Here is a 25235-nt window from a genome sequence, read left to right as displayed (position 1 = left end):
TGTTTTCTTCAACGGCGCCCCCACGAGGTTTGCCCGTGTCCGATATCGAAACCCAAGACCCGTCCGACGCCAAGCGCGCCGAACCCAAGAGCGCGGATGCACCGCGCACCCGTGCGCCGCGCAAGTCGGCCGCCGAGAAGGCGGCAGCCCCCGCTGCGGCGCCCGCTCCGGCGCCGGCTCCCGCACCGGCCCAGGCCGCTGCACCGTCCCCTGCCCCTGCGCCGGCTCCTGCGCCAGCCCCGGCTCCCACGCAGGCCAGCCTGCCGATGGAGGCGGGGGAAAACGCCCAGCGCGCACCGCAGGAGGCGCGTGAAGGCGGCCAGAACGGCAATGGCCAGCAGCAAGCCAACGGCAGCAACGGCAGCAATGAGCGCCGCAACGACCGCAACGAGCGTGACGGCCGCGGTCGCCGCCGTCGCCACGAGCGCGGCCAGCGCCCGCAGGGCGGGCAGGGCGGGCAAGGCGGCCAGGGCGGCAACCAGGGCCAGCCCAACCGCAACAACCCGCGCGGCCTGCCCGAGGACGACGAGAACGCCGACATCGGCAGCAGCGACCGGCTGATCAACCTCACCGAGCTCAAGCGCATGAAGGCGCCCGAGCTGCTGGCCTTCGCCGAGTCGCTGGGCATCCAGGAAGGCGTGGCGCGCGCCCGCAAGCAGGACGTCATCTTCAACATCCTCAAGGCGCACGCCCGCTCCGGCGGCGGCATCTGGGCCGAGGGCGTACTGGAGATCCTGCAGGACGGCTTCGGCTTCCTGCGCTCGGCGGACGAGTCCTACCTGGCCGGCCCGGACGACATCTACGTGTCGCCCAGCCAGATCCGCCGCTTCAACCTGCGCACCGGCGACTACATGACCGGCCGGGTACGCCATCCGAAGGAAGGCGAGCGCTATTTCGCGATGCTCAAGGTCGACGACATCAACGGCGATCCGCCGGAAGCGTCGAAGAACAAGATGCTGTTCGAGAACCTGACGCCGCTGTTCCCGCGCAAGGCCTTCCACCTGGAACGGGGCAACGGCTCCAGCGAGGACATCACCGGCCGCATCCTCGACCTGATCGCCCCCATCGGCAAGGGCCAGCGCGGCCTGATCGTCTCCCAGCCGAAGTCGGGCAAGACGATGATGCTGCAGAACATCGCCCAGGCGATCACCTACAACCATCCCGAAGCGCACCTGATCATCCTGCTGGTCGACGAGCGGCCGGAGGAAGTCACCGAGATCGCCCGCTCCGTGCGCGCCGAGGTGGTCAGCTCCACCTTCGACGAACCGGCCGTGCGCCACGTGCAGGTCGCCGAGATGGTGATCGAGCGGGCCAAGCGCCTGGTCGAACACAAGAAGGACGTGGTGATCCTGCTCGACTCGATCACCCGCCTGGCCCGGGCCTACAACACGGTGGTGCCGAGCTCCGGCAAGGTGCTCACCGGCGGCGTCGACGCCAACGCCCTGCAGCGTCCCAAGCGCTTCTTCGGCGCCGCGCGCAACGTCGAGGAAGGCGGTTCGCTGACGATCATCGCCACCGCGCTGATCGACACCGGCTCGAAGATGGACGAGGTGATCTACGAGGAGTTCAAGGGCACCGGCAACATGGAAGTGCACCTGTCCCGCCGGATTTCCGAGAAGCGCGTCTACCCGGCCATCGACATCAACCGCTCCGGCACCCGCCGCGAGGACCTGCTGATCGATCCGGACCTGCTCGCCAAGATCTGGATCCTGCGCAAGCTGCTGCACCCGATGGACGAGCTGGCGGCGATGGAATTCATGCTCGACAAGATGAAAAACACCAAGAGCAACGACGAGTTCTTCAATTCGATGAAGCGCTGAGGCGGAAAGTCTCCGTGGAAGAAAGGCCGGCCATCGCCGGCCTTTTTTCGTAGGAACGGGAAGTACGCCCAGCCACGCCCGGGAGATGCCAACGCAAGGACGGCTCTGCCGGCGATGGCCTTGTGGCCGCCGCCCGAGCCCGCCCGCCGTGCGCAGGTTTCTGATCCGCGCCGGGACGCACTCCTGCATCGGTGCGCCTGATTGTTGCGGGGCCGGCCCTCCGGCCATTCCCATCCGACAGGCGCTCACCGCGGTGATGGCCACAGGCCGGCATCTGCCGGCCTGTCCCGTTCCGGCGACTCGAATGCAATCCGCCTCAGGGCTGCATCCAGGTCAGTCCATCGGCCGCACCGTCGGGGTGGGCGTACCAGCGCAGGTGGTTGCTTCCGCTCGGACAGCCCACGCCGGTAGCGACGTCGTCCAGGACACCTGCCTGCGTGATGACCGCCTTCTGGTAGCACCCGTTGCGGTTGTCGTGGAAGTCATAGGTGTGGACCGCTTTCCAGTCGCTGCTCGCCTGCGTGTCCGGGTCGATCCGGTGGCTGCCGTAGAACTCTTCCCGCAGGTGCGTGGCATACGGCGCCAGGCCGTGGCGATAGTGATGCACGTCGCTGATCCGCTTCTGATCGACGCTGACCGAGCCGCCAAACAGGTCGATGGTGGGGTTGTTCGGGTCGTACCACCTGGTCATCCGGCCCTTGCCGACGTAGTGCAGTTCCAGTGGATAGCTCACATCCTGCCGGTCCTCGCTCAGCACCTGCCCGGCCCGCGTCCGCCGGCTGGTGCTTCGGGTGCTGGTGCTCAGCCAGATGTCCTGGCGAAAGCGCGGCCGGGTGGTCTGGACCTTGAGCGAATCCCTGACCTCGAATTGCTCCACGTTCTTGAAAGCGGCGGTCTGCTCCACGGCACTGTGGATGCGGCCGTGCGAAGTGTCGACATAGCCGCGGATCTCGAAGCTCCGGTCGAGCCGGGTGCGTACGCGCCCATGCAACACATCGCCGTCCTGCACCAGGTCGTCGGTCACGCGAGGCTTGACCTTGCTGGTGGCCAGCGAGTTGTAGGTCACGGCACCGGGCACCCTCGCCCTGCCGTTGTCCAGGTAGACCAGCAGGTTGGCATTGGCAGGCGGGAGGAACCACAGCCCGCCGGCACCCATTCGCTCGGGCATGTGCAGGCTCACCCGATGCGTGCCCGCCTCGTTGAGGATGGCGGCGAACGGCGTCAGATCCACCCGCCAGGGGACGAAGTCCAGCGACTGGGAACTGTCCGTCGGGGCATCCAGCGCGTTCCAGAACACCGGCAGGATCGGCCCGGTCGTGTTGCTGAAGTCGGTCGGCAACCAGGGGAACACCGGTGCGACGCCGGCCGGCGTGCCGTCGACGGTCACGCGCGCCTCGCTGTAGCTGTTGGGGACACAGCCCTGTCCCGCCGGAAAGATGCCCCGCCCGGCCAGTCCCAGCGCGATGGGGCTGCCGAGGGTCGGGTGTGCATCCAGAAGCCGCTGCGGCAGGCACGAGTACCAGAACGCATCATCGTTTGCCGTCACGTCCAGATAGGCGCGCTCGATGTTGTGCGGCAGCGCGTCCAGATCGCTCGCGGCAGCGGAGGGATCGGACATCGTCAGGAACGGCGGTACGAGCGCGGTATAGGCCGGGAATACCGCATCCGGCACACGCGGCGCAGGCTGCGCGGCGGTGGCCGGGTAGAAGCGCAGGGTCGCGACGGCGGTCATGTGATGACCCTCGGGCGAGTCGTACAGGTAGCCGTCCCTGTATGCGTACAGCGGGGTGACGGTACCCGCGCCGGATCTCCTGAACAGTGCGCTGTAGTCGGTCAGGTCGCGCTCCACGTGCCAGTGCGCGCTTTCCATCGTGCTCGGCGTGGGGCCGACGAACAGCGTCACGTCCTTCAGTGCGACCGCCAGCCCCCGGATGCTCAGCACACGCTGGTCGGTCAGATCCATGCTCAGCACGACCTTCGCCCACGGCGGCGGACAAGCGGCCGGAGGGGTGAAGGTGTAGCTGAAAAGATCCGGCGCCTCGAGGGCGGCGGCATCGAACAGCTGGACCTCGCAAGGCCGGCTCCGGGGCGTCGGCACCGGCGGCCCGGCACGCTCGATCATCACCTGCGGGGAAGCCGCCGCAACGCCCGGCGCGAGCAGTGCGAGGGCGAGTGCTGGGAGCGCCACTTGCGTCAGTCGTTGACGCGCATACCCGGTGGGCATCGTGATTTCCTCCTCTGATGTCCCCTGTGCACGGCATCCTGCATCCGGCAAGATCAAGGATGCGTCTTCACAAACGCATAACAGCCGAGTTCGCTGCGGTTCAGGTCCGCGGCGACCGCAACCGGACCGGACGTTTCACGGAAGACAGCAGAACCGTGGCGTACACTATTTCGGCCGAGCCCCCTTTTTCCGACCTGCCGCGGCCCCATAGTGGCCGTCTCCCTCCAGCAAGGCGTTCGCCTGTGTCCATTCCCAGTGCCGTAAAGAGCACCCCGATCGAAAGCCGCCAGCAACTTGCCGACTATCTCGCCGCCGGCGAGAAACCGCGCGAGGCCTGGCGGATCGGCACCGAGCACGAGAAATTCGGCTTCCGCACGGATGACCTGCGTCCGCCGGCGTTCGAGGGCGAGCGCGGCATCCGCGCGCTGCTGGAGGGGCTGGCCTCCCGCTACGGCTGGGACATCGCCCGCGAGGGCGAGACGCCGGTGGCGCTGACGCGCGGCAAGGCCAACATCACGCTGGAACCGGCCGGCCAGCTGGAGCTCTCCGGCGCGCCGGTGGAGAACATCCACGAGACCTGTTGCGAGGTGAACACGCACCTGGAGGAGGTGCGCACGGTCGCCGACGGGTTGGGGCTGGGCTTCCTCGGCATGGGGTTCCAGCCCAAGTGGCGCCGGGACGAGATGCCGTGGATGCCCAAGGGCCGCTACAAGATCATGCGCGAGTACATGCCCCGGGTCGGCAACCTCGGCCTGGACATGATGACGCGCACCTGCACGGTGCAGGTCAACCTGGATTTCTCCAGCGAAGCGGACATGATCAAGAAGTTCCGCGCGAGCCTGGCGCTGCAGCCGGTCGCCACCGCGCTGTTCGCCGACTCGCCGTTCACCGGGGGCCGGCCCAACGGCTACCTCTCCTATCGCTCGCACGTGTGGACCGACACCGACCCGAACCGCACCGGCATGCTCGACTTCGTGTTCGAGGATGGCTTCGGCTACGAGCGCTACGTCGACTACATCCTCGGCGTGCCGATGTACTTCAGCTACCAGGGCGGCCGCTACATCGACCTGGCCGGGCAGGATTTCCGTCGTTTCCTGGACGGCAGGCTGGACGCCGTGCCGGGCACGCGCGCGACGATGAAGGACTGGGCCGACCACCTCACCACCGCATTCCCCGAGGTACGCCTGAAGCAGTACCTGGAAATGCGCGGCGCCGACGGCGGCCCGTGGAACCGCCTGTGCGCCCTGCCCGCGCTGTGGGTCGGCCTGCTCTACGACGACGAGGCGCTGGACGCGGCCTGGGACCTGGTCAAGGACTTCACCATGGAAGAGCGTCATGCCCTGCGCGACGGCGTGCCGCGGCAGGCACTCAAGCTGCCTTTCCGTGGCGGCACCGTGCGCGACCTGGCGGCCGAGACGCTGAAGATCGCCGCGCATGGGCTGAAGCGGCGCGCGCGGCTCAATCGCAACGGTGCGGACGAGAGCATCTTCCTCGACCCGCTGATCGAGATCGTCGAGGCGAACCAGACGCCGGCCGAGCGCAAGCTGGAGCTCTTCCACGGGCCGTGGGGCGGCAGCGTGGACCCGGTGTTCCGCGAATTCGCCTACTGACCACGAGCGCTCCGCTCTCGTAGGAGCCCACTTGTGGGCGATGCTTCTCGTCGACCAGGAAAGGCATCGCCCACAAGTGGGCTCCTACAGGGATCGATCGTGCGGTCCGCGGAGATGGGCGAGCCTGTTTCGCCGATCTCCTGATCATCCGAAGAAAAAGGGCCGGCTTGCGCCGGCCCTTTTCCTACTTCTCGCCGCCCTTGGGCGCGTCCTTCAGCCCGCGGTCGATCAGCATCGGCTCCACGCTCGGCTCCTTGCCGCGCCAGGCCTTGTACATCTCGGCCAGGTCCTCGGTGTTGCCGCGCGAGAGCACCATCTTGCGGAAGCGGTCGCCGTTGGCGCGGGTCATGCCGCCGTGCTCCTTGAACCACTCGAAACCGTCGTCGGCCAGCATCTGCGTCCACAGGTAGGCGTAGTAGCCGGCGGCGTAGCCGTTGCCCCAGATGTGCTGGAAGTAGCTGGAGCGGTAGCGCGGCGGCACATAGGGCAGGTTGATCTTGTCCTTGGTGAGGACTTCCATCTCGAACTTGTCGGCGTCCTTCTTCGGCGCGTCGGCCGGCAGGGTATGCCAGCCCATGTCCAGCAGCGCCGCGGCGACCAGCTCGGTCATGTCGTAGCCGCTGTTGAAGTGGCGCGCCTGCTTGATCTTGTCGACCAGCGCCTGCGGCATCGGTTCATGGGTCTTGTAGTTGATCGCGTAGTGCGCGAACACCTTCGGGTTGGTCGCCCAGTGCTCGTTGAACTGCGAGGGGAACTCGACGAAGTCGCGCGCCGTGTTGGCGCCGGACAGCGACGGGTACCGGGTGTCGGCGAACATGCCGTGCAGCGCATGGCCGAACTCGTGGAACATGGTGATGACGTCGTCGAACGACAGCAGCGCCGGCTGGCCCGGCGCCGGCTTGGTGAAGTTGGTGACGTTGTAGACCACCGGCTTGGTGCCCAGCAGGGTCGACTGGTCAACCAGGTTGCTCATCCAGGCGCCGCCACCCTTGTTGTCGCGCTTGAAGTAGTCGCAATAGAACAGCGCCATCGAGGTGCCGTCCTTGTCGAACACCTCGAACACGCGCACGTCCGGCTGCCACACCGGGATGTCGTGGCGCTCCTTGAAGGTCAGGCCGTAGAGCTGGTTGGCGGCGTAGAACACGCCGTTCTGCAGCACGTTGTCCAGTTCGAAGTACGGCCTGATCTGGCTCTCGTCCAGGTCGTACTTCGCCTTGCGCACCTGCTCGGCGTAGTGCTGCCAGTCCCAGGCGGCAAGCTTGAAGCCGCCGTGCTGGCTGTCGATCACGTCCTGGATGTCCCTGGCCTCGCGCTCGGCGCGACCGGTGGCGGCCGGCACCAGGTTGTGCATGAAGTCGAGCGCGCGCTCGGGGGTCTTGGCCATCTGGTCCTCGAGCTTCCAGGCGGCGAAGGTCGGATAGCCCAGCAGCCTGGCTTGGTCGGCGCGGATCTGCGCGATGCGCTCGATGGTGGCGCGGGTGTCGTTGTCGCCGCCGTGCTCGGCGCGGTCCCAGGACGCCTTGAACAGCGCCTCGCGGGTGGCGCGGTCCTCCAGGTCCTTCAGTGCCGGCTGCTGGGTGGTGTTCTGCAGCGTGAGCGTCCACTTGCCGTCGAGACCGCGGCCCTTGGCCGCCTGCGCGGCGGCGGCCAGGTCGCCTTCGGACAGGCCCTTGAGCCTGGCCGCGTCATCGACGGTGAGCGCGCCGGCCTTGGTGGCGGCCAGCAGCTTGTTGGTGAACTGCGTGCTGAGAGTGGACTCCTCCTTGTTCAGCTCCTTCAGCCTGGCCTTGTCGTCGGCGGACAGCTTGGCGCCGTTGTGCACGAAGTCCTTGTAGGTGACTTCGACCAGGCGCAGCGACTCGGGATCGAGGTCCAGCTTGTCGCGCTGGTTGTAGATCGTCTCCACGCGCTGGAACAGCTTGTCGTTGAGGTAGATCGCGTCCTGGTGGGCGGCCAGCCTGGGCGCTTCCTGTTCCTGCACCTTCTGCAACGCGTCGGAGGTGTTGGCGCCGGTGACCGTTTCGAAGGCCGCCATGGCGCGCCTGAGCAGCGCGCCGGATTTCTCCAGCGGGATGAACGTGTTGTCGAAGGTCGGCGGCTCGGGGTTGTTGGCGATCTTCTCGACCTCGGCCAGGTGCTGGCGCATGCCCTCTTCGATCGCCGGCTGGTAGTCGCTCTCCTGGATCTTGTCGAACGGCGGTGCCTGGAACGGCAGCGTGCTGGCGGCGAAGAACGGGTTCGCCTGCGCCGTCGTACCGGCGCTGGCGGTCGACGCGCTCGCGGCGGGCGCGGGCGTGGACTGGTTGTCGTTGGACGATTGCGAGCAGGCAGCCAAGGCGATCGAGGTGGCGATCACGAGCAGGCGAAGACGAGGCATCGATTTTCCCCAGGGGTGGCGTCCGCGGCGCGGAACGGGCGAGTCAAGCGTTCGACTCTAACCATACCGGGGTGGGACTTCCAAGGGCCGGAAGCCCCCTTGCCCTCGCCTGCAACGCTCAGGCGGCGCGCATGTCGCGCAGCTGCCAGCTCGACCCGATCAGCCAGTTGAGTCGCGGTCGCACCACGCGCATCGGCAGGTCGGTAACCACGTCCAGGTCCACGTGCAGGTCGGCGACCCTGGCGCTGGCGGCGGCCTGCGGGTCGGCGGCGGCGAGGCTCATGTCGACATCGTCCGGGTCCGGCTGCATCGCGCGCCAGCGCTCGAACAGGCCGGTGCCGCGCAGCGATTCCTGCACCGCGGCGGCCAGGTCGTCGGGGCTGGAACCCTGCCAGGCCAGCGCGGGGTCGGCGCCGCGCGCATGGCGGATGTCGCCGATGGAGAGGTAGTAGTGGTTGCGGTTGCTCATGCGCACTCCTGCGTTGGGCTCGGACGAATCGAAGCATGCCGCGCGTGAAGCCGCTGCTACTCGGGAAGCGGGCGCGCCCTCGCGCTCAGGGGGAAAGGTGCGCGATCAGTGGTGCCACGTCCAGCCGCACGGCGGCCTGGGCGGGATCCAGGCCGTGGGGCAGCACCCCCAGGCAGGGCGCGGGCAGCATCTCGCGCAGGGTCTCCAGGTTGTCCTCCACCGCCGCCATTGCCGGGTCGATGCGGTTGCCGATCCAGCCGGCCAGGCGGCAGCCGTCGGCCAGGATCGCCCGCGCGCTCAGCAGCGCATGGTTGAGGCAACCCAGCCGCAGGCCGACCACCAGCACGACCGGCAGCTCCCATTGCCGCGGGATCGCCGAGGCGAGCAGGCCGGGCGCCAGCGGCACCATCCAGCCGCCCACGCCCTCCACCACCACCATCTGGTGTGCTGCACGCAGCTGGTCGAAGGCGGTGCGCAGCGGCGCCATCGACACCGTCATGTGCTCGAGCCGCGCGGCCAGGTGCGGCGAGAGCGGCTCGCGCAGCGCGATGGGGTTGAGCAACTCGTAGGAGAGCGGCCGGCTACCGGCCGCCTGCAGCGCCAGCGCATCCTCGTTGCGCCGCCCGTCGGGTGTTTCCAGGCAGCCGCTGGCGACCGGCTTCATGCCGCACGTCGCAAGTCCGCGTGCGCGCAGCGCATGGATCAGCGAGCAGCCGGCGTGGGTCTTGCCGATGCCGGTGTCGGTGCCGGCGACGAACAGCGCGCCTGCGTTCGGTTGACTGTGCATCGCACGTCCTCGGATGGAACCGGATCGGGCATGTTCGCTGCCGTACCGGTCGCGGGCAAGCCGCGGATAGGAAATTCTTAGGAAACGCGCAGCGAAGTTTTAGGAATCGCGCGCGACGCCTCTTCCTAGACTGCCCGGACCCCTCCCCGACAGTCACAGGTTCCGCCATGCACGCTTCCTCCCCCGCCCGCTACAACATGTACGGCTTCATCCACAAGGCGCTGCGCAGCTTCCTTGGCGACACGCTGCTCCGGCTCGGTCGCCTCGACGTCGCGGACGCGCCGGAGGTCGATGCCACCCTGGCGCAGACGCGGGAACTGCTCACGCTTTGCCGCATGCACCTGGAGCACGAGAACCGCTTCGTCCATCCGGCGCTGGAAGCGTGCGAGCCGGGCAGCGGCTTGCGCATCGCCGGCGAGCATGTCCATCACGAGGAAGACATCGCGCTGCTGCTCGACCAGGTCGAGGCCGTGCAGGCGACGCGCGGCGACGCCGCGGCCTGCGAGGTGGCGGCCGCGCGGCTGTACCGGCACATGGCGCTGTTCGTCGGCGACAACCTCGTGCACATGGACTACGAGGAACGCGAGCACAACGCCACCCTGTGGGCGCACTACAGCGACGCGCAGCTGCACGCGATCGAGGGTGCCATCGTGGCCGCGCTGACGCCCGCGACCAGCGCGCTGTCGATGCGCTGGATGCTGCCTTCGCTCAACCACCCCGAGCGCGTGCGCCTGTTGCAGGGACTGCGCGCCAATGCGCCGGCGCCGGTATTCGCCGGCGCGCTGGCCACCGCGCGCGAGCGGCTGGACGCGCGGGACTGGGACAAGCTGTCGGCAAGCCTGGAACCGGAATCGGCCGCCGCCTGAGCACCCGCAGGCGCGCTCAGGTGCGCGCGGCCGGCACCTCGACCAGCTGCAGCGGGCGGTTCACGCACAGGCGGAAGCGCCCGCGGCCGGTCTTCTCCAGGCGCACGCAGGCATCGCGCTCGACCAGGCGGCGCTCGAGCAGGATCAGCCGCGCCTCCAGGTTGTCGCTGAGTTCGGGCAGGCGGATACGCGGATCCATCCGCAGTTCGCGGTTGGCGAACGCGGTGCGCCCGCTGTCGGCGTGGTCGCGCAACAGCGCCCAGAGGATTGCGCCGGCCACGCCCTTGATCAGGTAGTCGTCACCGAAGAACACGCTGTCGTTCTCGGCGTAGTGGCGAACGGTCACCGGCGGGCCCCCGGCCGGCGCCGGACACAGGTCGGCCGCGGCCGGCTCGCTCGCTGTATCGGCGGCCTCGCGGAAGGCGGCGATCGCCAGGCCAAGCTGCGCCGCCAGCGTCACCAGCGCGTCCTCGTCGTCGTAACCGAAGCGCAGGTCCTGCGGGCTCTCCACGTAGAGCACGCCCAGCAGGTGCCGGCCGGCGGCGATCGGCACGGCCAGCTGGCTGCGCGATTCGGGCAGGCCCGGCGGCGGGATCTCGGTCTCCAGCCGCCCGGCCAGCCCGCCCTGCACGAGCGCATCGCGCACCGCGCGACCGTAGGCGTACTCGCCGGTCATGTGCGCGATGCGGATCGGCGTGCGCTCGCGCGCGGCCACGCCGATCACGCCCTCGCCCAGCGGGATCTCCGAGCCGATGCCCGAATGCTCGTAGCCGCCGCTGGCCAGCGTGAACAGCTTCTTCCCGTTCTCGTCCAGCAGCAGCACCATCGCGTGGTGGATGTCGAACGCCTCGCGCAGCGTGGCGAGCATGGCCTCCAGCAGCCCGGCCAGATCGGCGGCGGCCGCCAGCCGTTGCGAGCCGGCGCGCACCGCCGCCAGCAGGTTGCGCCGCGGCGGCGGTGCCGGCAGCGGATGGCCCGGCACCTGTTCGATCGCCAGCACGCGGTAGACGTCCGAACCCTTCAACCGGAACACCCCGGCCATGCCGGTGTGCGAGGCGATGCCGGCGAGCTTGGCGCGCATGCGCTCGAACAGCGGCCCCGCGGTCTCGGTGCGCAGGTAGCGCAGGGTCAGCCGGTACATCGCCGCCGTCTGCGGGTGGATCAGCAGCAGTCGCGCCTGCGGATTGGCCAGGATGTTCTGGCGGGTCTTGTTGAAGAACTGGAACGACAGCGCCAGGTGTTCCTCGTCGACGTACTCGGTCTGCGACAGGTACGCCACGTTGGGCGTGCCGTCCGGCGCGCAGGTGGCCATCACCGCCGGCACGGTGCCGTCGAAGCACTCGCGGATGCCCTCCAGGCCGAGGTTCACGACTCCACCTTCAGCGGCCGTCCGGCGCCGGGACCCGGCGTCTGCACGTAGGCGTGGGTCGGCACGAACTCGAGCGCGACGACGACGCCGACCGGCGCCAGCAGGGCGCGGGTCAGCGCCTCGCTGACGCCGCTCCTGGCCAGCTGCACCACCATCGCGTCGCGATAGGCGTCGATCCGCGCGGCCTCGTCCGCGCGCGGCCGCAGCACGCGCGCCGCTTCACCCTTGAGCTGCAGCGAGCGATGCGTGCCCGGCTCGGTGAACACCACCGCGACCAGGCCGTTCTGGCGCACGTCGTCGAGCAGCCTCGACGCCTGCGCCGAGGCCAGGAACAGCCTCACGTGGCGCCGGTTGCGCGCGACGCGACAACCCTGCGCACGCACCAGCTCCGGTTCGTTGGCCGCGTTGCGTGACGCGACGATGACCGACACCGGGCCTTCCAGGAAGCGCGCGTGCTCCGCGTCGATGACCGCAGGGATCGCCGGGGTGGACACGCTCGTTCCCTCAGGCCAGTCCGTGGCGGCGACGGAAGCGCGTGGTGAGCGGCCCGATCAGGAACATCAGCACGTACAGGAAGCCGGGCAACGACCACAGCACCGGCGGCGCGGAAAGCGGCAGCAGCAACGCCGCCAGCGCCGAGGCCAGCCCCAGCACGGCGGGAACGATCCACACCAGCTGCTCGCGCTGCGCCTCCAGCGGCGAGAACCCTTCTCGCCGCGCGCGCTTCGCCGCGTGGCCGAACAGCAGCGTGAGCGTGCCGGCCATGCAGGTGAAGGCGATGCCGTAGACCACCAGCAGCGTGCGGATCTCGCTCGCGCCCGCCAGCCTGAAGCGGCTGGGCAACCGGCCGCCGCTGAACATGTTGAAAAGGCTGGCGAACATCATGTGCAGCGGGTACACGAAGATCAGCGCGAAGAACACCAGCAGCATCGACAGCCACAGCCCGGCACTGTCCGCGCGCGGGCAGCGCCGGCGCCAGCGCACGTGGCCATGCCAGAAGAAGGCGATCATCCAGAAGCACACGGCAAACGCCGGGATGCCGCCGAGCATGTCCAGCAGCGCGGCCGCGCTGTCGGGCACCACGTCGCCGCCGATCACCAGCAGGGTGAGCGTGAAGGCGAAGGCGCCGTCCACGAACATGTCCAGCCGCCCTGCCTCGACGCCCTCACGCTGTTCGGTCAGGCTCATTGCGCGGTCTCCCACCGGTGTCGGGCGCATAATACGGGCTTTGCCAACGGAAACGCGCCGATGTTCCACCTCGCCGAGACCACCTACGCCAGCAAGCGCGATCACTACGCCGACCTGGCCAGCCAGGCGCGCGGGCTGCTCGCCGACGAGCGCGACCTGATCGCCAACGCGGCCAACTTCAGCGCGCTGGTGTTCAACAGCCTGCCCGACCTCAACTGGTGCGGGTTCTACCTGTTCGACGGCACCGAGCTGGTGGTCGGCCCGTTCCAGGGCAAGCCGGCCTGCGTGCGCATCGCGCTGGGTCGCGGCGTCTGCGGTGCCGCCGCGCGCACGCGGCAGATCCAGCTGGTGCGCGACGTCAACGCGTTCGAGGACCACATTGCCTGCGACGCGGCCTCGCAGTCCGAGATCGTGGTGCCGCTGATCAAGCCGGACGGCTCGTTGCTGGGCGTGTGGGACGTCGACAGCCCGCGGGTGGGTCGCTTCGACGAGGACGACCGCGAAGGCATGGCGGCGCTCTGTGCCGTGTTCATGGAATCGTTGGGCTGAAGCACCGCGCGCGCTCGTAGGAGCCCACTTGTGGGCGATGCTCCTGATGGATTCAATGGGCTCCAGAGCCGGAGCATCGCCCACAAGTGGGCTCCTACGGAGAACCGGTTACCCGCGCGGCGTGCCCAACAGCGCCAGCACCGCCTCGCGCGCCGCTTCCACGCCAGTTCCGTCGGCCGAGGAGAACACCTGCGCGGTGGCCTGAGCTCCGTCGCCGAAACCCTTGCGCACCGCCGCCAGCGCCTGCATCGCCTGGTTGCGCGAGAGCTTGTCCGCCTTGGTCAGCAGCAGATGGCAGGGCAGGTTCGTCTCGAAGCAGAACTGAAGCATCATCCGGTCGAATTCCTTCAGCGGATGGCGGATGTCGGCGATCAGCACCACGCCGCGCAGGCTGCGGCGAAGGTGCAGGTACGCGTCGATCTCCTGCTTCCAGTGCTCGCGCAGTTCTTCCGGCACCTTGGCGTAGCCGTAGCCGGGCAGGTCGATCAGCCGCGCTTCCAGCGGCGCCTGGCCCTCGCCCTGCGCCAGTGGCGGTAGCGAGAAGGCGACCATCTGCTGCGTGCGCCCCGGCGTCTTGGAGGTGCGAGCCAGGCCCTTGTGCCCGGTCAGCGCGTTGAGCGCACTGGACTTGCCGGCGTTGGAGCGTCCGGCGAAGGCCACTTCGGCGCCCTGGTCGGCGGGCAATTGGCTGATGCGGTGGGCGGCCAGCACGAACTGCGCGCCGTTGAGCGGATTGGGCATGGGAACGGTTTGACCCGGATGCGGTGGGGCGGGGATAATTCGGCGGTTTCTGCCTGCCGCAAGCCATGTTGGCCGCGGTCCGCGGCGGAGTGAGCCGTCTTTCGGGAGACAAGTGTATGAGTTTTCGGTCCGCCGGTTTCCGGCCCGCTGCCCTCGGCGGCATGATCGCCCTGGTGTTCGCGCTGTCCGCCAGCGTGGTCGTGGCGCAGGACGCCAAGCCCGCGACGAGCGCGCCGGCCGTCACCAGCACCGCGCCGGCGCCGGCCACCAGCAGTGCGCAGGCCGCCGCGCCGACCGCCGCCGCTTCCGCCGCGCAGCCGACCGCACCGGCCGAAGTCGCCGCGGCGGTCAAGCCCGGTGACGTCGCCGCCGGCCAGGGCAAGGCCGCCGCCTGCGGCGCCTGCCACGGCATGGACGGCAACTCCACCGACGCGCAGTACCCGAAGCTGGCCGGCCAGCACGAGTCCTACATCGTCCGCCAGCTCACCCACTTCAAGGCCGGCCAGCGCCAGAACCCGATCATGATGGGCATGGCCGCGCCGCTGTCCGAGCAGGACATGCACGACCTGGGCGCCTACTTCGCCAGCAAGCAGTCGCTGCCGGGCGTGGCCGACGCCGCGCTCGTGGAGCACGGCGAGAAGCTGTTCCGCCAGGGCGATGCCGAGCGCGGCATCCCGGCCTGCATGGCCTGCCACAGCATCGATGGGCGCGGCAATCCGGGTGCGGCCTATCCGCAGCTGACCAGCCAGCATGCGCAGTACGTCGAGAAGACCCTCAAGGCCTGGCACGACGGCACCACCTGGGGCGAGGACGCGCAGTCCCGGATCATGCCGGCGATCGCCAAGAAGCTCGACGACAAGGACATCGCCGCGCTGTCCAGCTACGTCGAAGGCCTGCACGTGAACGAAGCGGCGGGCCCGAACCAGCCGGCCACGCCCTGATCGATCCCACACGCCGGCCCCGCCGGCGTGTCCGTTTTCAGCCGCGGGGTGCCACCGGGGCATCCCGATCCAAGCTCCGAGGTTCCCATGCTCAAGCGCCTGCCGATCCTGTGTGCCGCCCTGCTCGCCCTTGCCGCCTGCAGCCATGACAGCGACACCGGCAGCGCGCCAGCATCCCCGACCCCGGACAGCGCGACGGCCACCGCGCCGGCGGTCGATGCCGCGCCGGCCGCGAACGGCACCAGCGCCAACCCGTCCGCCGCCGCCAGCGCGCCGGCCAGCGCCCGCACCGCGGCCGTCGCCTCGAGCGCGCCGGAGCGGACCGCCCCGCCGGCCGCCCCGTTCGTCGACAACGGCAAGTGGGTCGAAGGCAAGAACTACTTCCGCATCGAGCCGGCCCAGCCCAAGGCCACCTCCACCGACAAGATCGAGGTGACCGAGGTGTTCTCCTATGGCTGCCCGGCCTGCAACCAGTTCCACCCGGTGGTCACCCAGCTCGCCGCCAGCCTTCCGTCCGACGCCGTGATGGCCTACCTGCCGGCCTCGTTCATCCCGCAGGAAAACTGGCCGATGCTGCAGCGCGCCTACTTCACCGCCAAGGCGCTGGGCGTGGCCGACAAGTGCAACGACGAAATGTACGACGCGGTGTGGAAGAGCGGCGAACTGTCGGCCATGAACCAGGCGGGCAGCGGCCTGAAGCCACGCGACGCGCTGCCCACCATCGAGGATGCCGCCAAGGTCTATGCCAAGTGCGGCGCCGATCCGAAGGAGTTCGTGGCGGTCGCCAACTCTTTCAGCATCAACACGCAGATGAAGCGCGCCGACGACCTGATCAAGGCCTACGGCGTCACCGGCACGCCCACCGTGATCGTCAATGGCAAGTACCGCTTCGACGTCGGCGAGGCCGGCGGCTACCCGCAGACGATCGAGCTGGCCAACTGGCTGGTGTCCAAGGAAGCGGCCGGGAAGTAATTCCGCCGCGCCTCCCTGTAGGAGCCCACTCGTGGGCGATGCTCCTGGTCAAAGCAAAAAAGCATCGCCCACGAGTGGGCTCCTACGGAAAAGCGGCGCGGGCGCGAAACCCGGGCCCGCGATCCGCGGTCCAACGTCGCGTATCGTCGTGACACGCACCGCACCGCACGCCCCCTTCCACGGAGACTCCCATGATCAAGCACCTCGCCCGCCTGCGCCTGCTGACGCTGCTCGGCGGCCTGCTGCTGGCCAGCGCCTGCACCGCCTCGCCGGACACGCCCGCGCCGTTCACCGAGGGCGAACAGTACGTGGCGCTGCCGGCACCGCATGAACGCCTGGGCCCCGAAGGCAAGGTCGAAGTGGTGGAAGTGTTTTCCTACGGCTGCGTCCACTGCGCGCACTTCGCGCCGGCCGCCGAGGAGCTGCGCAAGTCGCTGCCCAAGGGGGTCGAGTTCAAGCTGATGCCGGCGCCCTTCAGCGACGCCTGGATGCCTTTCGCCCGCGCCTACTACGCAGCCAGCCAGCTTGGCGTGGTCGATCGCACCCATCTGGCGCTGTTCAAGGCCAAGTTCGAGGACCACTTCCCGATCAACACGCTGGACGAGCTGGCCGACTTCTACGCACGCCAGGGCGTGGACCGGGAGAAGTTCCTGCGCATCGCCACGTCCGACGCCGCGACCGCGCAGATGAAGAGGGATTTCGAGCTGCTGCAGAAATGGCAGGTCGACGGCACGCCTACCATCGTGGTGGACGGCAAGTACCGCAGCGCCCAGGTCAAGACGCTGGACGAACTGGTCAAGCTCACCCGCTGGCTGGTCGACCGCGAACTGGCCGGCAAGTAGCCGGTCGCGGGTTCCGTTCACGTGCGGGGGGCGAAGCTCTTGCCCTGATCGTTGGTCCCTGCGGCTGGCCGGCGGCGGATTCGGACGCCCTGTCGACTCCGCCACGCCACGCTCAGGGCGAACGGTGTAAGGATTGACGACCGCCCGCCACGCCCCCATTCCCCCGCAATGACCAGCGCCGCAAAAGCTTCCCCCGACAAGGCTCCGGCCGAACGACGCCTGCGCCTGCTCAGCTGCAACATCCTGGCCGGCGCCAGCGTGCAGCGGTACCACGAATACGTGACCCGCAGCATCAACGCCGTACTGCCCGGCCGCAGCAAGCTGGAGAACCTCGACCGCCTCGCCGAGGTGCTGCCGCAGTTCGACGTGATCGGCCTGCAGGAGGCCGACGCCGGCAGCCTGCGCTCGGGCTTCCTCAACCAGACCCGCTACCTGGCCGAGGCCTCCGGGCTGCCGTACTGGAGCCACCAGCCGAACCGGCCGATGGCGCGCCTGGCGCATTCGGCCAATGGCCTGATCAGCCGGATGGAGCCGCACAGCGTCTACGACTATCCGCTACCCAGCCGCATCCCCGGCCGCGGCGCGCTGCTGGTGCGCTACGGTGCCGAGGCCGAGGCGCTGACCGTGATGATCGCCCACCTCTCGCTGTCGGCGCAGGCGCGCGCGCGCCAGCTGGCCTTCATCGCCGAGGTGCTGCACGACTACCCCAACGTGGTGCTGATGGGCGATCTCAACACCGAGGCGCACAGCACCGAGATGCGCCACCTGTTCGCGCGCTGCAGCCTGCAGCCGCCCGAGCAGCCCACGCCCACCTTCCCGAGCTGGAAGCCGCGGCGCGCGCTGGATCACATCCTGCTTTCCGGATCGCTCACGCTCGAACGCGTGTGGTCGTTGCCGCAGGCGTTCTCCGACCACCTGCCGCTGGCGGCGGAGGTCCGGCTGCCGGCGCCACTGGCGCCACGCGCCCACCGGGTGCGCCGATGACCCGCACGCTGCGCCTGGTCGTGCCCTGGTTCACCCTCGCGCTGGTCGCGCTCGCCGCTTCGGCGGTGCGCTACGGCGTGATCGAGCCGCCTGCGGTGGCCCACCTGTGCACCGCCGGCGGTGGCCCGGGCTGGTGCGCGTGGCGCGAATGGGCAGTGCTCGGTTTCCTGAGCTACACCTACGGCTACGCCGCGCTCACCGTGGCCTTCATCGCGTTGTTCTGGCGCCATCCGCTGGCCGCGTGGCTGGCTGCCGCGCTGGGCGTGGCCGCACTGGTGCTGTACTGCTTCGAGGCCGGCGCGTTCGCGCTGCTGGTCGGGGCGCTACGCCTGTTGCGGGTCCAGGCGGACGGCCTGCCACCACGCGGCCAGTACCGGCACGGCGAGCGCGAGATTCAGCCCCAGCCATAGCCAGGCGGTGAGGTTCAGGCCCGCCTCCTGCACGACCACCAGCGTCCCGAGTGCCGGCAGCAGCACCGCCAGCAGGCGGTGCTCCAGTGGCGGACGCGGCGGACGCGGATCGAGCCAGGCGGCAAGCGCCCAACCCGCGCACGGCAGCACGAACAGGCCCAGCGGGAAGTCGCGGTAGCGGCCATCGACCACCAGCAGCAGGTCATACCAGGCCATGGCGAACAGCCAGCCCAGGGACAGCCAGCCGGGCGCCGACGGGACGACCTCCCGCCCGGCCAGGCTAGGCACGAGACCGCGCGCCAGCCAGAGCGCAGTGGCCAGCGCGGCCATGCAGGCGGCGATGGATACGCCCCATTCGAACAGGTCGCGGCACGCATAGATCATCTGTCGGCCCTGCCAGGCCAGGGCGGCGCCACTGGCGAAGCCGGCCAGCAGCAAGCCGCTCGCGGCACGCTTGTCGCGCGGCGCCCCGGCGAAGCCGAACAGCACCGCGCCGAGCGCGCCGGCGATCCAGCCCCACCACCAGCGCGGCTCCTCCACCACCGGGCCGGTCATCGGAAACTTCGGCCGCGCGTCCACATCGAAGATGCCCCAGTAGCCGCCGACCGTGCCTTCCTGCGTGCGCTTCCACGGCTGGTCGAAGGCCTCGATCACGTTGTAGGGCATGTGCACCTTGGCCGCGTAGCCGAGGAATTCGCGCAGGTAGCGTGCCTCGTTGACGAGCGTGGCGCGCGCCGCGCGACGCGGGCGGCCCGCGCTGGGCCAGCCGGTCTCGCCGATCATCACCCGCTTGCCGGGGAACGCGCGCTGCATCTGCGCGTACACCTGCGCCACGTGGCGCACGGCATGCTCGGGCGGCACCGGTTCGTCCTCCCAGTACGGCAGGATGTGGATGGTCAGGTAGTCGACCGCCTGCGCCATCTGCGGATAGCGCAGCCAGAACTCCCACACGTCGGCGTAGGTCACCGGCACGGAGGCCGGTATCGCCGCGCGCACCTGCCGCAGGTAGCCGGTCAGCGTCTGCGGCGCGAGCTCGCCGCGCAGCAGTACCTCGTTGCCGACGATCACCCCGCGCAGCACGTCGGCGTTGGCATTGGCGGTGGAAATGCCCCTGGCGATCTCCTGTGCGTTCGCCGCCGGGTCGCGTCCCAGCCAGATGCCCATCAGCACCTGCATGCCGTAGCGCCGCGCGATCGAAGGCACCGCCGCCAGGCCCTGGCCCTGCGAATAGGTGCGCACGCAATCGAAGCGCTGCGACAGCGCGCGCAGGTCGGCGTCGATGCGCTCCGGGCTGATGAACGTGGTCGGGTCGTACGGCGTCTCGCCCGGCCGCCGGTAGGGTGCGTACGACACGCAGGCGATGCGCGAGGACGGTGCATCCGGCAGCGCAACCGGGCGCCCCATCCACCACCAGCCGATCACGCCGGCCAGGGCCGCCAGCACGAGCGCGGCCCACACGGGCCAGTGCGGGCGCAAGCGGGGGACAGAGGCTTCGGCCATGGGTTCCGGGGATCAGCCAAAACGACGAGCTTACTTGCAGGAGCCCACTCGTGGGCGATGCTTTTTGCCTGGGCCGCCACCAGAGCATCGCCCACGAGTGGGCTCCTGCCGGGCGTGCGGTTGCCTGGGCAACGTGCATTAACGCTGCGCTTACCGCCGGTTACTACACTTGTGACGATGACCCCGAACACCTCCCCGGCCGCCCGCGCGCGGCGTCCCTTGCCGCACCTCCTGTTCGCCCTCGCCGTCTGGTGCCTCCTGGCGCCGGCGGTGCATGCCGCGCCCTCGCTGGCCGAGCAGCGGCTTGCCTTCAAGCAGGCCTGGACGGTGGCGCAGCAGGGCGGCGACGGCTGGCGCAGCTGGGCCAGGGGGCTGACCGATTACCCGCTGTATCCCTACCTGGAAGAAGCCGCTCTCGAGCACGACGTGGATACGCTCGACCGCGCCACCGTGGCCGACTACATCAGGCGCTACCCCGACCTGCTGCCGGCCACCGACCTGCGGCGCGCCTGGCTGCGCAGCCAGGCGCGTCAGCAGCATTGGGACGACTTCCTGGCGCTTTACCAGAGCGGCCTTGGCGACGGGCTGACCTGCGACGCGCTGCAGGCGAAGCTGGTGCAGGGCGGCACGCTCGAGTTCGATCGCGACCTGGCCGCGCTGTGGGACAGTCCCAGCCTGCCCAACGCCTGCGATCCGGTGCTTGTCGCCGCGCACGACGCCGGCCTGCTCACCGGCGATCGCCTGTGGGCGCGCATCGACCGCGCGCTCGACGCCGGCCAGGGCGGCACGGTGGCGGCGCTGGCGGCCTGGCTGCCGGGCGAGGAAGGCAAGGCCGCCGCGCGGCTGGCGCAAGCCCTGCGCGACCCGGCTGCCGCCGTCGCCGACGCGGTGAACTGGCCCGACACGCCGCGCCACCGCCAGGCCGCCGCACTGGCGCTCAAGCGCCTGGCCCGCCGCGACACCGACGCCGCCGACGCCGGCTGGAAGCGCCTGGCGCCGCGCTTCAGTTTCACGCCCGCGCAGCGCGACGGCGTGCTCTACGCGCTGGCGCTGTTCCACGCGACCGACTTCGACGAGCACGCGCTGGTCCGCCTGGCGAGCCTGCCGGCCGACGTGCAGACCGACACCAGCCGCGAGTGGCGCGCCCGCGTCGCGCTGGCACGGCAGGACTGGCCGGCCGTGCTGGCCGCCATCGACGCCATGCCCGCCGACCAGCAGGACGAAGACGAGTGGCGCTACTTCCGCGCCCGCGCGCTGGCCGCCACGGGCCAGGCCGACCAGGCCGAGGCGCTCTACGCGACCCTCGCGCAGGAGCCCACCTACTACGGTTTCCTTGCCGCCGACCGCGTGCAGGGCGACTACGCGATCTGCCCGCTGGACCCGCCGGAGGATGCGCAGCGCGAAAAGACGCTGCTGGACAAGCCCGGGCTGCAACGCGCGTTCGAACTGTTTGCCGTGGACCTTCCGCAGCTGGCGCGTCGCGAATGGTCGCGCGCGCTCGCCGGCGCGGATGCGACCACGCTGCGCATTGCCGCGCGGCTGGCCTACGAGCGCGGCTGGTACGACCGCGCGGTATTCACCTACTCCAGCGGCAATGCGTTGCGCTACTACGACCAGCGCTTCCCGCTGGCCAGCCAGGACGGCGTGGTGCCGCAGGCGCAGCAGGCCGGCATCGACCCGTCCTGGGCGTATGCGATCGCGCGCGCCGAGAGCGCCTGGATGAGCGATGCACGCTCGGGCGCCGACGCCCGCGGCCTGATGCAACTGGTGCCGGCCACCGCCGCGCAGGTGGCGAAGAAGAACGGGCTGGCCTGGGAAGGCGGCCAGTCGCTGTACGACCCGGCGGTCAACATCATGCTCGGCACGCGCTACCTGGCGCAGATGGCCGCCCGCTTCAACGGTGCGCCGTGGCTGGCCAGCGCCGCCTACAACGCCGGCCCGAACAAGGTCGACCAGTGGCTGGTCGAGCGCGGCAGCTTGCCGCCGGACCTGTTCGTGGCGACCATGCCCTACCATGAGACCCGCGACTACGTGGCCCGCGTGATGGCCTTCGCCGTGATCTACGACTGGCGCCTTTCCGGCAAGGCCCTGCCGCTGGCCTCGCGGATGCCGGCAATCGGGCAGCCGTACAGCCTTCCGGACGTCCATACGCCGCGCAAGGACGTGACCTGCCCCACCACCGCGCCCGCCAGCGCGGTCGCGATTCGCGGCGCCACCCGCTGACATGCGCCGCTACCTGGTCGGTGGTGCGGTGCGCGACCGGCTGCTGGGACGGCCGGTGGTCGACCACGACCACGTGGTGGTGGGCGCCACGCCGGAGGAGATGCTCGCCCGGGGTTTCAAGCCGGTCGGCAAGGACTTCCCCGTGTTCCTGCACCCGGACACCGGCGAGGAGTACGCGCTGGCGCGCACCGAACGCAAGACCGGCCGTGGCTACCACGGCTTCGCCTTCCACGCCGATCCGGGCGTGACGCTGGAAGAGGATCTCGCGCGGCGCGACCTCACCATCAACGCCATCGCGCAGGCCGAGGACGGCACCCTGGTCGACCCGTTCCACGGCCAGCGCGATCTCGCGGAGCGCGTGCTGCGGCACGTCTCGCCGGCGTTCGCCGAGGACCCGGTGCGACTGCTGCGCGTGGCCCGCTTCGCCGCGCGCTTCGCGCCGCTGGGCTTTCGCGTGGCCGGGGAAACCATGGCGCTGATGCGTGCGATGGTCGCCGACGGCGAGGTCGACCACCTGGTGCCCGAGCGCGTGTGGGCCGAAACCCGCCGTGCGCTGGCCGAGCCGCAGCCGTCGGCCTTCCTGCGCGTGCTGCGCGAAGCGGGCGCGCTGGCGGTGCTGTTCCCGGAAGTCGATGCGCTCTACGGCGTGCCGCAGCGCGCCGAGTACCACCCCGAGATCGACACCGGCGTGCACCTGGAACTGGTGCTGGACATGGCCGCGCGCCTGGCGCCCGGCGACGACCTGGTCGGTTTCGGCGCGCTCTGCCACGACCTCGGCAAGGCGTGCACGCCGCCGGACGTGCTGCCCGGCCACATCGGGCACGAGCACGCCGGCGTCGCGCCGCTGCGGGGGCTGGCCGCGCGGCTGAAGGTGCCGGCCGAACACGCCGCGCTGGCCGAACTGGCCTGCCGCGAGCACCTCAACGCCCATCGCGCGCTGGAGCTGAAGCCGGCGACCGTGCTGCGGCTGCTGACCAAGCTGGATGCCTTGCGCCGGCCGCAGCGGCTGGAAACGTTCCTCCTCGTGTGCGAGGCGGACAAGCGCGGGCGGCTGGGGCAGGCGGAGGCGGCGTATCCGCAGGCCGGGTTCCTGCGCGCGGCGCGCGCAGCGGCGGCGTCGGTCGACGCGGCGGGTTTCGTCGCGCGGGGGCTGACCGGCCCGGCGATCGGCGAGGCCATGGACAAGGCGCGCGTGGCGGCCATCGCGGCCCTGCCCCGCAGCAACACCCCGTCCCCGTAGGAGCCCACTTGTGGGCGATGTCCCCATCCCCATCGCCCACAAGTGGGCTCCTACGGGGTGGCGCCTAAGCCGGGCCCAAGCGCGCCCGTGTATAACGGTCCATTGAACTTCATCGTCCCGATGCCGCCATGCTCCTGACTACGTCGTCCGCCTCCCCGCTGCGCCAGCGTTTCCGCCCGCTGTGGTGGCTGGGCGTCACCTACCTTCTGATCGGCGCGGTCACGCGCATCGTGCTGCTGGCGATGACCGGCCCCGGCGTGCCGGCCAACCCGCTGTACTGGCTGTACGCCTTCGGCATCGGCGCCTGCTACGACCTGGTGACCCTGCTCTACGTGGCCTGGCCGCTGCTGCTGTTCCTGTGGCTGATGCCACGGCGCATCTACATCTCGCGCGTGGGACGGTGGACGCTCGACCTGCTGGCGCTGGTGCTGGTGTACTGGCTGTTGTTCGTGGCGGCCTCGGAGTTCGTGTTCTGGGGCGAGTTCGGCGTGCGCTTCAACTTCATCGCGGTCGATTACCTGGTCTACACCACCGAGGTGATCGGCAACATCCGCGAGTCCTACCCGATCGGCCTGTGGATGAGCCTGATCGGCCTGCTGGCGCTCTTCATCGTCTGGCTGAGCCGGCGCTGGCTGCGCCCGATGGACTCGGGCAGCCGCCTGCCGGGGCGCAGCAAGGTGGTGCTGGGCTGGCTGGTGCTGACGGTGGCGTCGGTGTTCGCCGTCAGCGGCACCATGAAGGACCGCAGCGAGAACCAGTACGTCAACGAGCTGGCGGGCAATGGCATCTACCAGTTCTTCGCGGCCTTCCGCAGCAGCCATCTCGACTACTCGCGGTTCTATCGCACGCTGCCGGACGACGTCGCCTTCGAGCGGGTGCGCACGGGGCTGCAGACGCCCGACGCCACCTATCTCAGCGACGATCCCCGCGACCTGACCCGCGCAATCCGCAATCCCGGCCCGGAGAAGCACCTCAACGTGGTGCTGATCAGCGTGGAGAGCCTCTCGGCCGACTTCCTCAAGACCTTCGGCGCGAGCCACGGCGAGATCACCCCGCACCTGGACGCGCTCGCCGGCAACAGCCTGTTCTTCGACAACGTCTACGCCAACGGCACGCGCACGGTGCGCGGGCTGGAGGCGTTGTCGCTGTCGATCCCGCCCACGCCCGGCGATTCGGTGCTGAAGATGCACCACAACGAGAACCTGTTCTCGCTGGCCGACATCTTCAACGATCGCGGCTACGTGTCCGAGTTCGTCTACGGCGGCTACGGCTACTTCGACAACATGAACTACTTCTTCGGCCACAACGGCTACATCCCGGTGGACCGCAAGGACATCCCCAAGGGCGCGACCATCCACAGCGAGAACGTGTGGGGCGTCGCCGACGAGGACCTGTACACGCTGGCGCTGGGCGAGATGGACAAGATCCACGGCGAGGGCAAGCCGTTCTTCCTGCACATCATGACCACCTCCAACCACCGCCCGTTCACCTTCCCCGCCGGCCGCGTGAAGGAGCGCAACGGCACGCGCGAGGGCGCGGTGGCCTACACCGACTGGTCGATCGCCGACTTCATCGAGCGCGCGCGCAAGCGGGCGTACTTCGACGACACCGTGTTCGTGATCACCGCCGACCACGACGCCTCCAGCGCCGGCAAGACCAGCCTGCCGGTGAACCGCTACCACATCCCGCTGTGGATCTACGCACCCGCGCACATCGCGCCGCGGCGGGTGGACCGCTTCATGAGCCAGATCGACATCGCGCCGACGCTGCTCGGGCTGTTGCGGTTCAGCTACCGCAGCCGCTTCTTCGGCTACGACATCTTCCAGCTGCCGCCCGGGCGCGAGCGGGCGTTCCCCGCCACCTACGAGAAGCTCGGCTACCTGCACCAGGGGCTGCTGACGATCCTGGAGCCGCAGAAGAAGCTGGAGCAGTTCCGCCCCGACTTCGCCACCGGCGACGCCGCCCCGGCCCACCCGCGCAACCCGGCGGACATCGACGACGCGACCGCGTACTACCAGGTCGCCGCCGAACTGTTCAAACAGGGCAAGCTGGTGCGCCGACCAACGGACGGCCTGCCGGTGCAGCCGCTGCCGGCCCCCGCAAGCAGCGCGCCGACACCGTGA

Annotated in this window: 21 protein-coding genes; 12 read left to right on the top strand and 9 right to left on the bottom strand. The window is 69.7% G+C overall.

All coding sequences use genetic code 11. From position 1 onward, the window contains the following. Positions 1-35: 35 nt before the first annotated feature. Positions 36-1820, top strand: coding sequence for a transcription termination factor Rho (gene rho, locus LQ771_RS00255; RefSeq protein WP_231350411.1), 1785 nt, complete (start codon positions 36-38; stop codon positions 1818-1820). Positions 1821-2136: 316 nt separating this feature from the next. Here rho and LQ771_RS00250 read toward each other — a convergent pair whose 3' ends face one another. Then, positions 2137-4008: a peptide-N4-asparagine amidase gene (locus LQ771_RS00250; protein WP_231350410.1), complete on the bottom strand. Its 1872-nt coding sequence runs from the start codon at positions 4006-4008 to the stop codon at positions 2137-2139. A gap of 278 nt (positions 4009-4286) precedes the next feature. Between LQ771_RS00250 and LQ771_RS00245 the strand changes: the two genes are divergently transcribed. Beyond that, the gene (locus LQ771_RS00245) at positions 4287-5654 is read left to right on the top strand and encodes a glutamate--cysteine ligase (RefSeq protein WP_231350409.1); all 1368 of its coding nucleotides are present in this window, start codon (positions 4287-4289) and stop codon (positions 5652-5654) included. A gap of 184 nt (positions 5655-5838) precedes the next feature. Here the strand turns inward: LQ771_RS00245 and dcp are convergent, their stop codons facing one another. The 3 genes from dcp to bioD all read right to left on the bottom strand — a co-directional run bounded on the left by dcp (position 5839) and on the right by bioD (position 9287). Next, a complete protein-coding gene (dcp, locus tag LQ771_RS00240) occupies positions 5839-8031 on the bottom strand; it encodes a peptidyl-dipeptidase Dcp (protein WP_231350408.1) in 2193 nt (730 codons plus the stop codon). A gap of 118 nt (positions 8032-8149) precedes the next feature. Beyond that, on the bottom strand, positions 8150-8500 hold the full coding sequence (locus LQ771_RS00235) for a hypothetical protein (protein ID WP_231350407.1): 351 nt from the start codon (positions 8498-8500) through the stop codon (positions 8150-8152). A gap of 85 nt (positions 8501-8585) precedes the next feature. Beyond that, positions 8586-9287, bottom strand: coding sequence for a dethiobiotin synthase (gene bioD, locus LQ771_RS00230; RefSeq protein WP_231350406.1), 702 nt, complete (start codon positions 9285-9287; stop codon positions 8586-8588). Positions 9288-9454: 167 nt separating this feature from the next. Here bioD and LQ771_RS00225 point away from each other — a divergent pair, with 167 nt between their 5' ends. Next, on the top strand, positions 9455-10153 hold the full coding sequence (locus LQ771_RS00225) for a hemerythrin domain-containing protein (RefSeq protein WP_231350405.1): 699 nt from the start codon (positions 9455-9457) through the stop codon (positions 10151-10153). 16 nt (positions 10154-10169) lie between these two features. Here the strand turns inward: LQ771_RS00225 and LQ771_RS00220 are convergent, their stop codons facing one another. The 3 genes from LQ771_RS00220 to LQ771_RS00210 are packed head-to-tail and all read right to left on the bottom strand — an operon-like array spanning position 10170 to position 12710. Continuing rightward, positions 10170-11522 (bottom strand): GAF domain-containing protein, encoded by a 1353-nt coding sequence (locus tag LQ771_RS00220; protein ID WP_231350404.1) that lies wholly within the window; start codon positions 11520-11522, stop codon positions 10170-10172. After that, a complete protein-coding gene (locus LQ771_RS00215; protein WP_231350403.1) occupies positions 11519-12016 on the bottom strand; it encodes a pyridoxamine 5'-phosphate oxidase family protein in 498 nt (165 codons plus the stop codon). The genes LQ771_RS00220 and LQ771_RS00215 overlap by 4 nt, the downstream gene beginning before the upstream one ends. A 10-nt stretch (positions 12017-12026) precedes the next feature. Next, positions 12027-12710 (bottom strand): TMEM175 family protein, encoded by a 684-nt coding sequence (locus tag LQ771_RS00210; RefSeq protein ID WP_231350402.1) that lies wholly within the window; start codon positions 12708-12710, stop codon positions 12027-12029. A 60-nt stretch (positions 12711-12770) separates the two neighbouring features. Here LQ771_RS00210 and LQ771_RS00205 point away from each other — a divergent pair, with 60 nt between their 5' ends. After that, complete coding sequence (locus LQ771_RS00205; protein WP_231350401.1) at positions 12771-13259, top strand: GAF domain-containing protein; 489 nt, start codon at positions 12771-12773, stop codon at positions 13257-13259. Between the two features lie 108 nt (positions 13260-13367). On the opposite strand, the gene yihA is transcribed toward LQ771_RS00205, so the two are convergent. Next, the gene (gene yihA / locus LQ771_RS00200; protein WP_231350400.1) at positions 13368-14000 is read right to left on the bottom strand and encodes a ribosome biogenesis GTP-binding protein YihA/YsxC; all 633 of its coding nucleotides are present in this window, start codon (positions 13998-14000) and stop codon (positions 13368-13370) included. Positions 14001-14116: 116 nt separating this feature from the next. Here yihA and LQ771_RS00195 point away from each other — a divergent pair, with 116 nt between their 5' ends. The 5 genes from LQ771_RS00195 to LQ771_RS00175 all read left to right on the top strand — a co-directional run bounded on the left by LQ771_RS00195 (position 14117) and on the right by LQ771_RS00175 (position 18149). Beyond that, entirely contained in the window at positions 14117-14941 is an 825-nt protein-coding gene (locus LQ771_RS00195; RefSeq protein ID WP_231350399.1) for a c-type cytochrome, read from the top strand. 87 nt (positions 14942-15028) lie between these two features. Beyond that, a complete protein-coding gene (locus tag LQ771_RS00190) occupies positions 15029-15913 on the top strand; it encodes a thiol:disulfide interchange protein DsbA/DsbL (RefSeq protein WP_231350398.1) in 885 nt (294 codons plus the stop codon). A gap of 191 nt (positions 15914-16104) precedes the next feature. Continuing rightward, complete coding sequence (locus tag LQ771_RS00185; protein WP_231350397.1) at positions 16105-16755, top strand: thiol:disulfide interchange protein DsbA/DsbL; 651 nt, start codon at positions 16105-16107, stop codon at positions 16753-16755. 168 nt (positions 16756-16923) lie between these two features. Further along, on the top strand, positions 16924-17739 hold the full coding sequence (locus tag LQ771_RS00180; protein ID WP_231350396.1) for an endonuclease/exonuclease/phosphatase family protein: 816 nt from the start codon (positions 16924-16926) through the stop codon (positions 17737-17739). Further along, positions 17736-18149, top strand: coding sequence for a hypothetical protein (locus tag LQ771_RS00175; RefSeq protein ID WP_231350395.1), 414 nt, complete (start codon positions 17736-17738; stop codon positions 18147-18149). Before LQ771_RS00180 ends, LQ771_RS00175 begins: the two co-directional genes overlap by 4 nt. Here LQ771_RS00175 and LQ771_RS00170 read toward each other — a convergent pair. Next, complete coding sequence (locus LQ771_RS00170) at positions 18063-19649, bottom strand: glycoside hydrolase family 17 protein (protein WP_231350394.1); 1587 nt, start codon at positions 19647-19649, stop codon at positions 18063-18065. The genes LQ771_RS00175 and LQ771_RS00170 overlap by 87 nt on opposite strands. 177 nt (positions 19650-19826) lie before the next feature. On the opposite strand from LQ771_RS00170, the gene LQ771_RS00165 reads away from it, so the two are divergent. The 3 genes from LQ771_RS00165 (at position 19827) to LQ771_RS00155 (ending at position 25235) form a co-directional block, all read left to right on the top strand. Then, a complete protein-coding gene (locus LQ771_RS00165; RefSeq protein WP_231350393.1) occupies positions 19827-21872 on the top strand; it encodes a transglycosylase SLT domain-containing protein in 2046 nt (681 codons plus the stop codon). 1 nt (position 21873) lies between these two features. Beyond that, the gene (locus LQ771_RS00160) at positions 21874-23112 is read left to right on the top strand and encodes a multifunctional CCA addition/repair protein (RefSeq protein ID WP_231350392.1); all 1239 of its coding nucleotides are present in this window, start codon (positions 21874-21876) and stop codon (positions 23110-23112) included. A 128-nt stretch (positions 23113-23240) separates the two neighbouring features. Beyond that, positions 23241-25235, top strand: coding sequence for an LTA synthase family protein (locus LQ771_RS00155; RefSeq protein ID WP_231350391.1), 1995 nt, complete (start codon positions 23241-23243; stop codon positions 25233-25235).

Origin of the sequence: Frateuria soli, from assembly GCF_021117385.1 — a bacterium.
In the GTDB taxonomy this organism is placed as follows: domain Bacteria; phylum Pseudomonadota; class Gammaproteobacteria; order Xanthomonadales; family Rhodanobacteraceae; genus Frateuria_A; species Frateuria_A soli.
The sequence above is the reverse complement of the archived record's forward strand: the minus strand, read 5'-3'. Positions and strand labels throughout refer to the sequence as shown.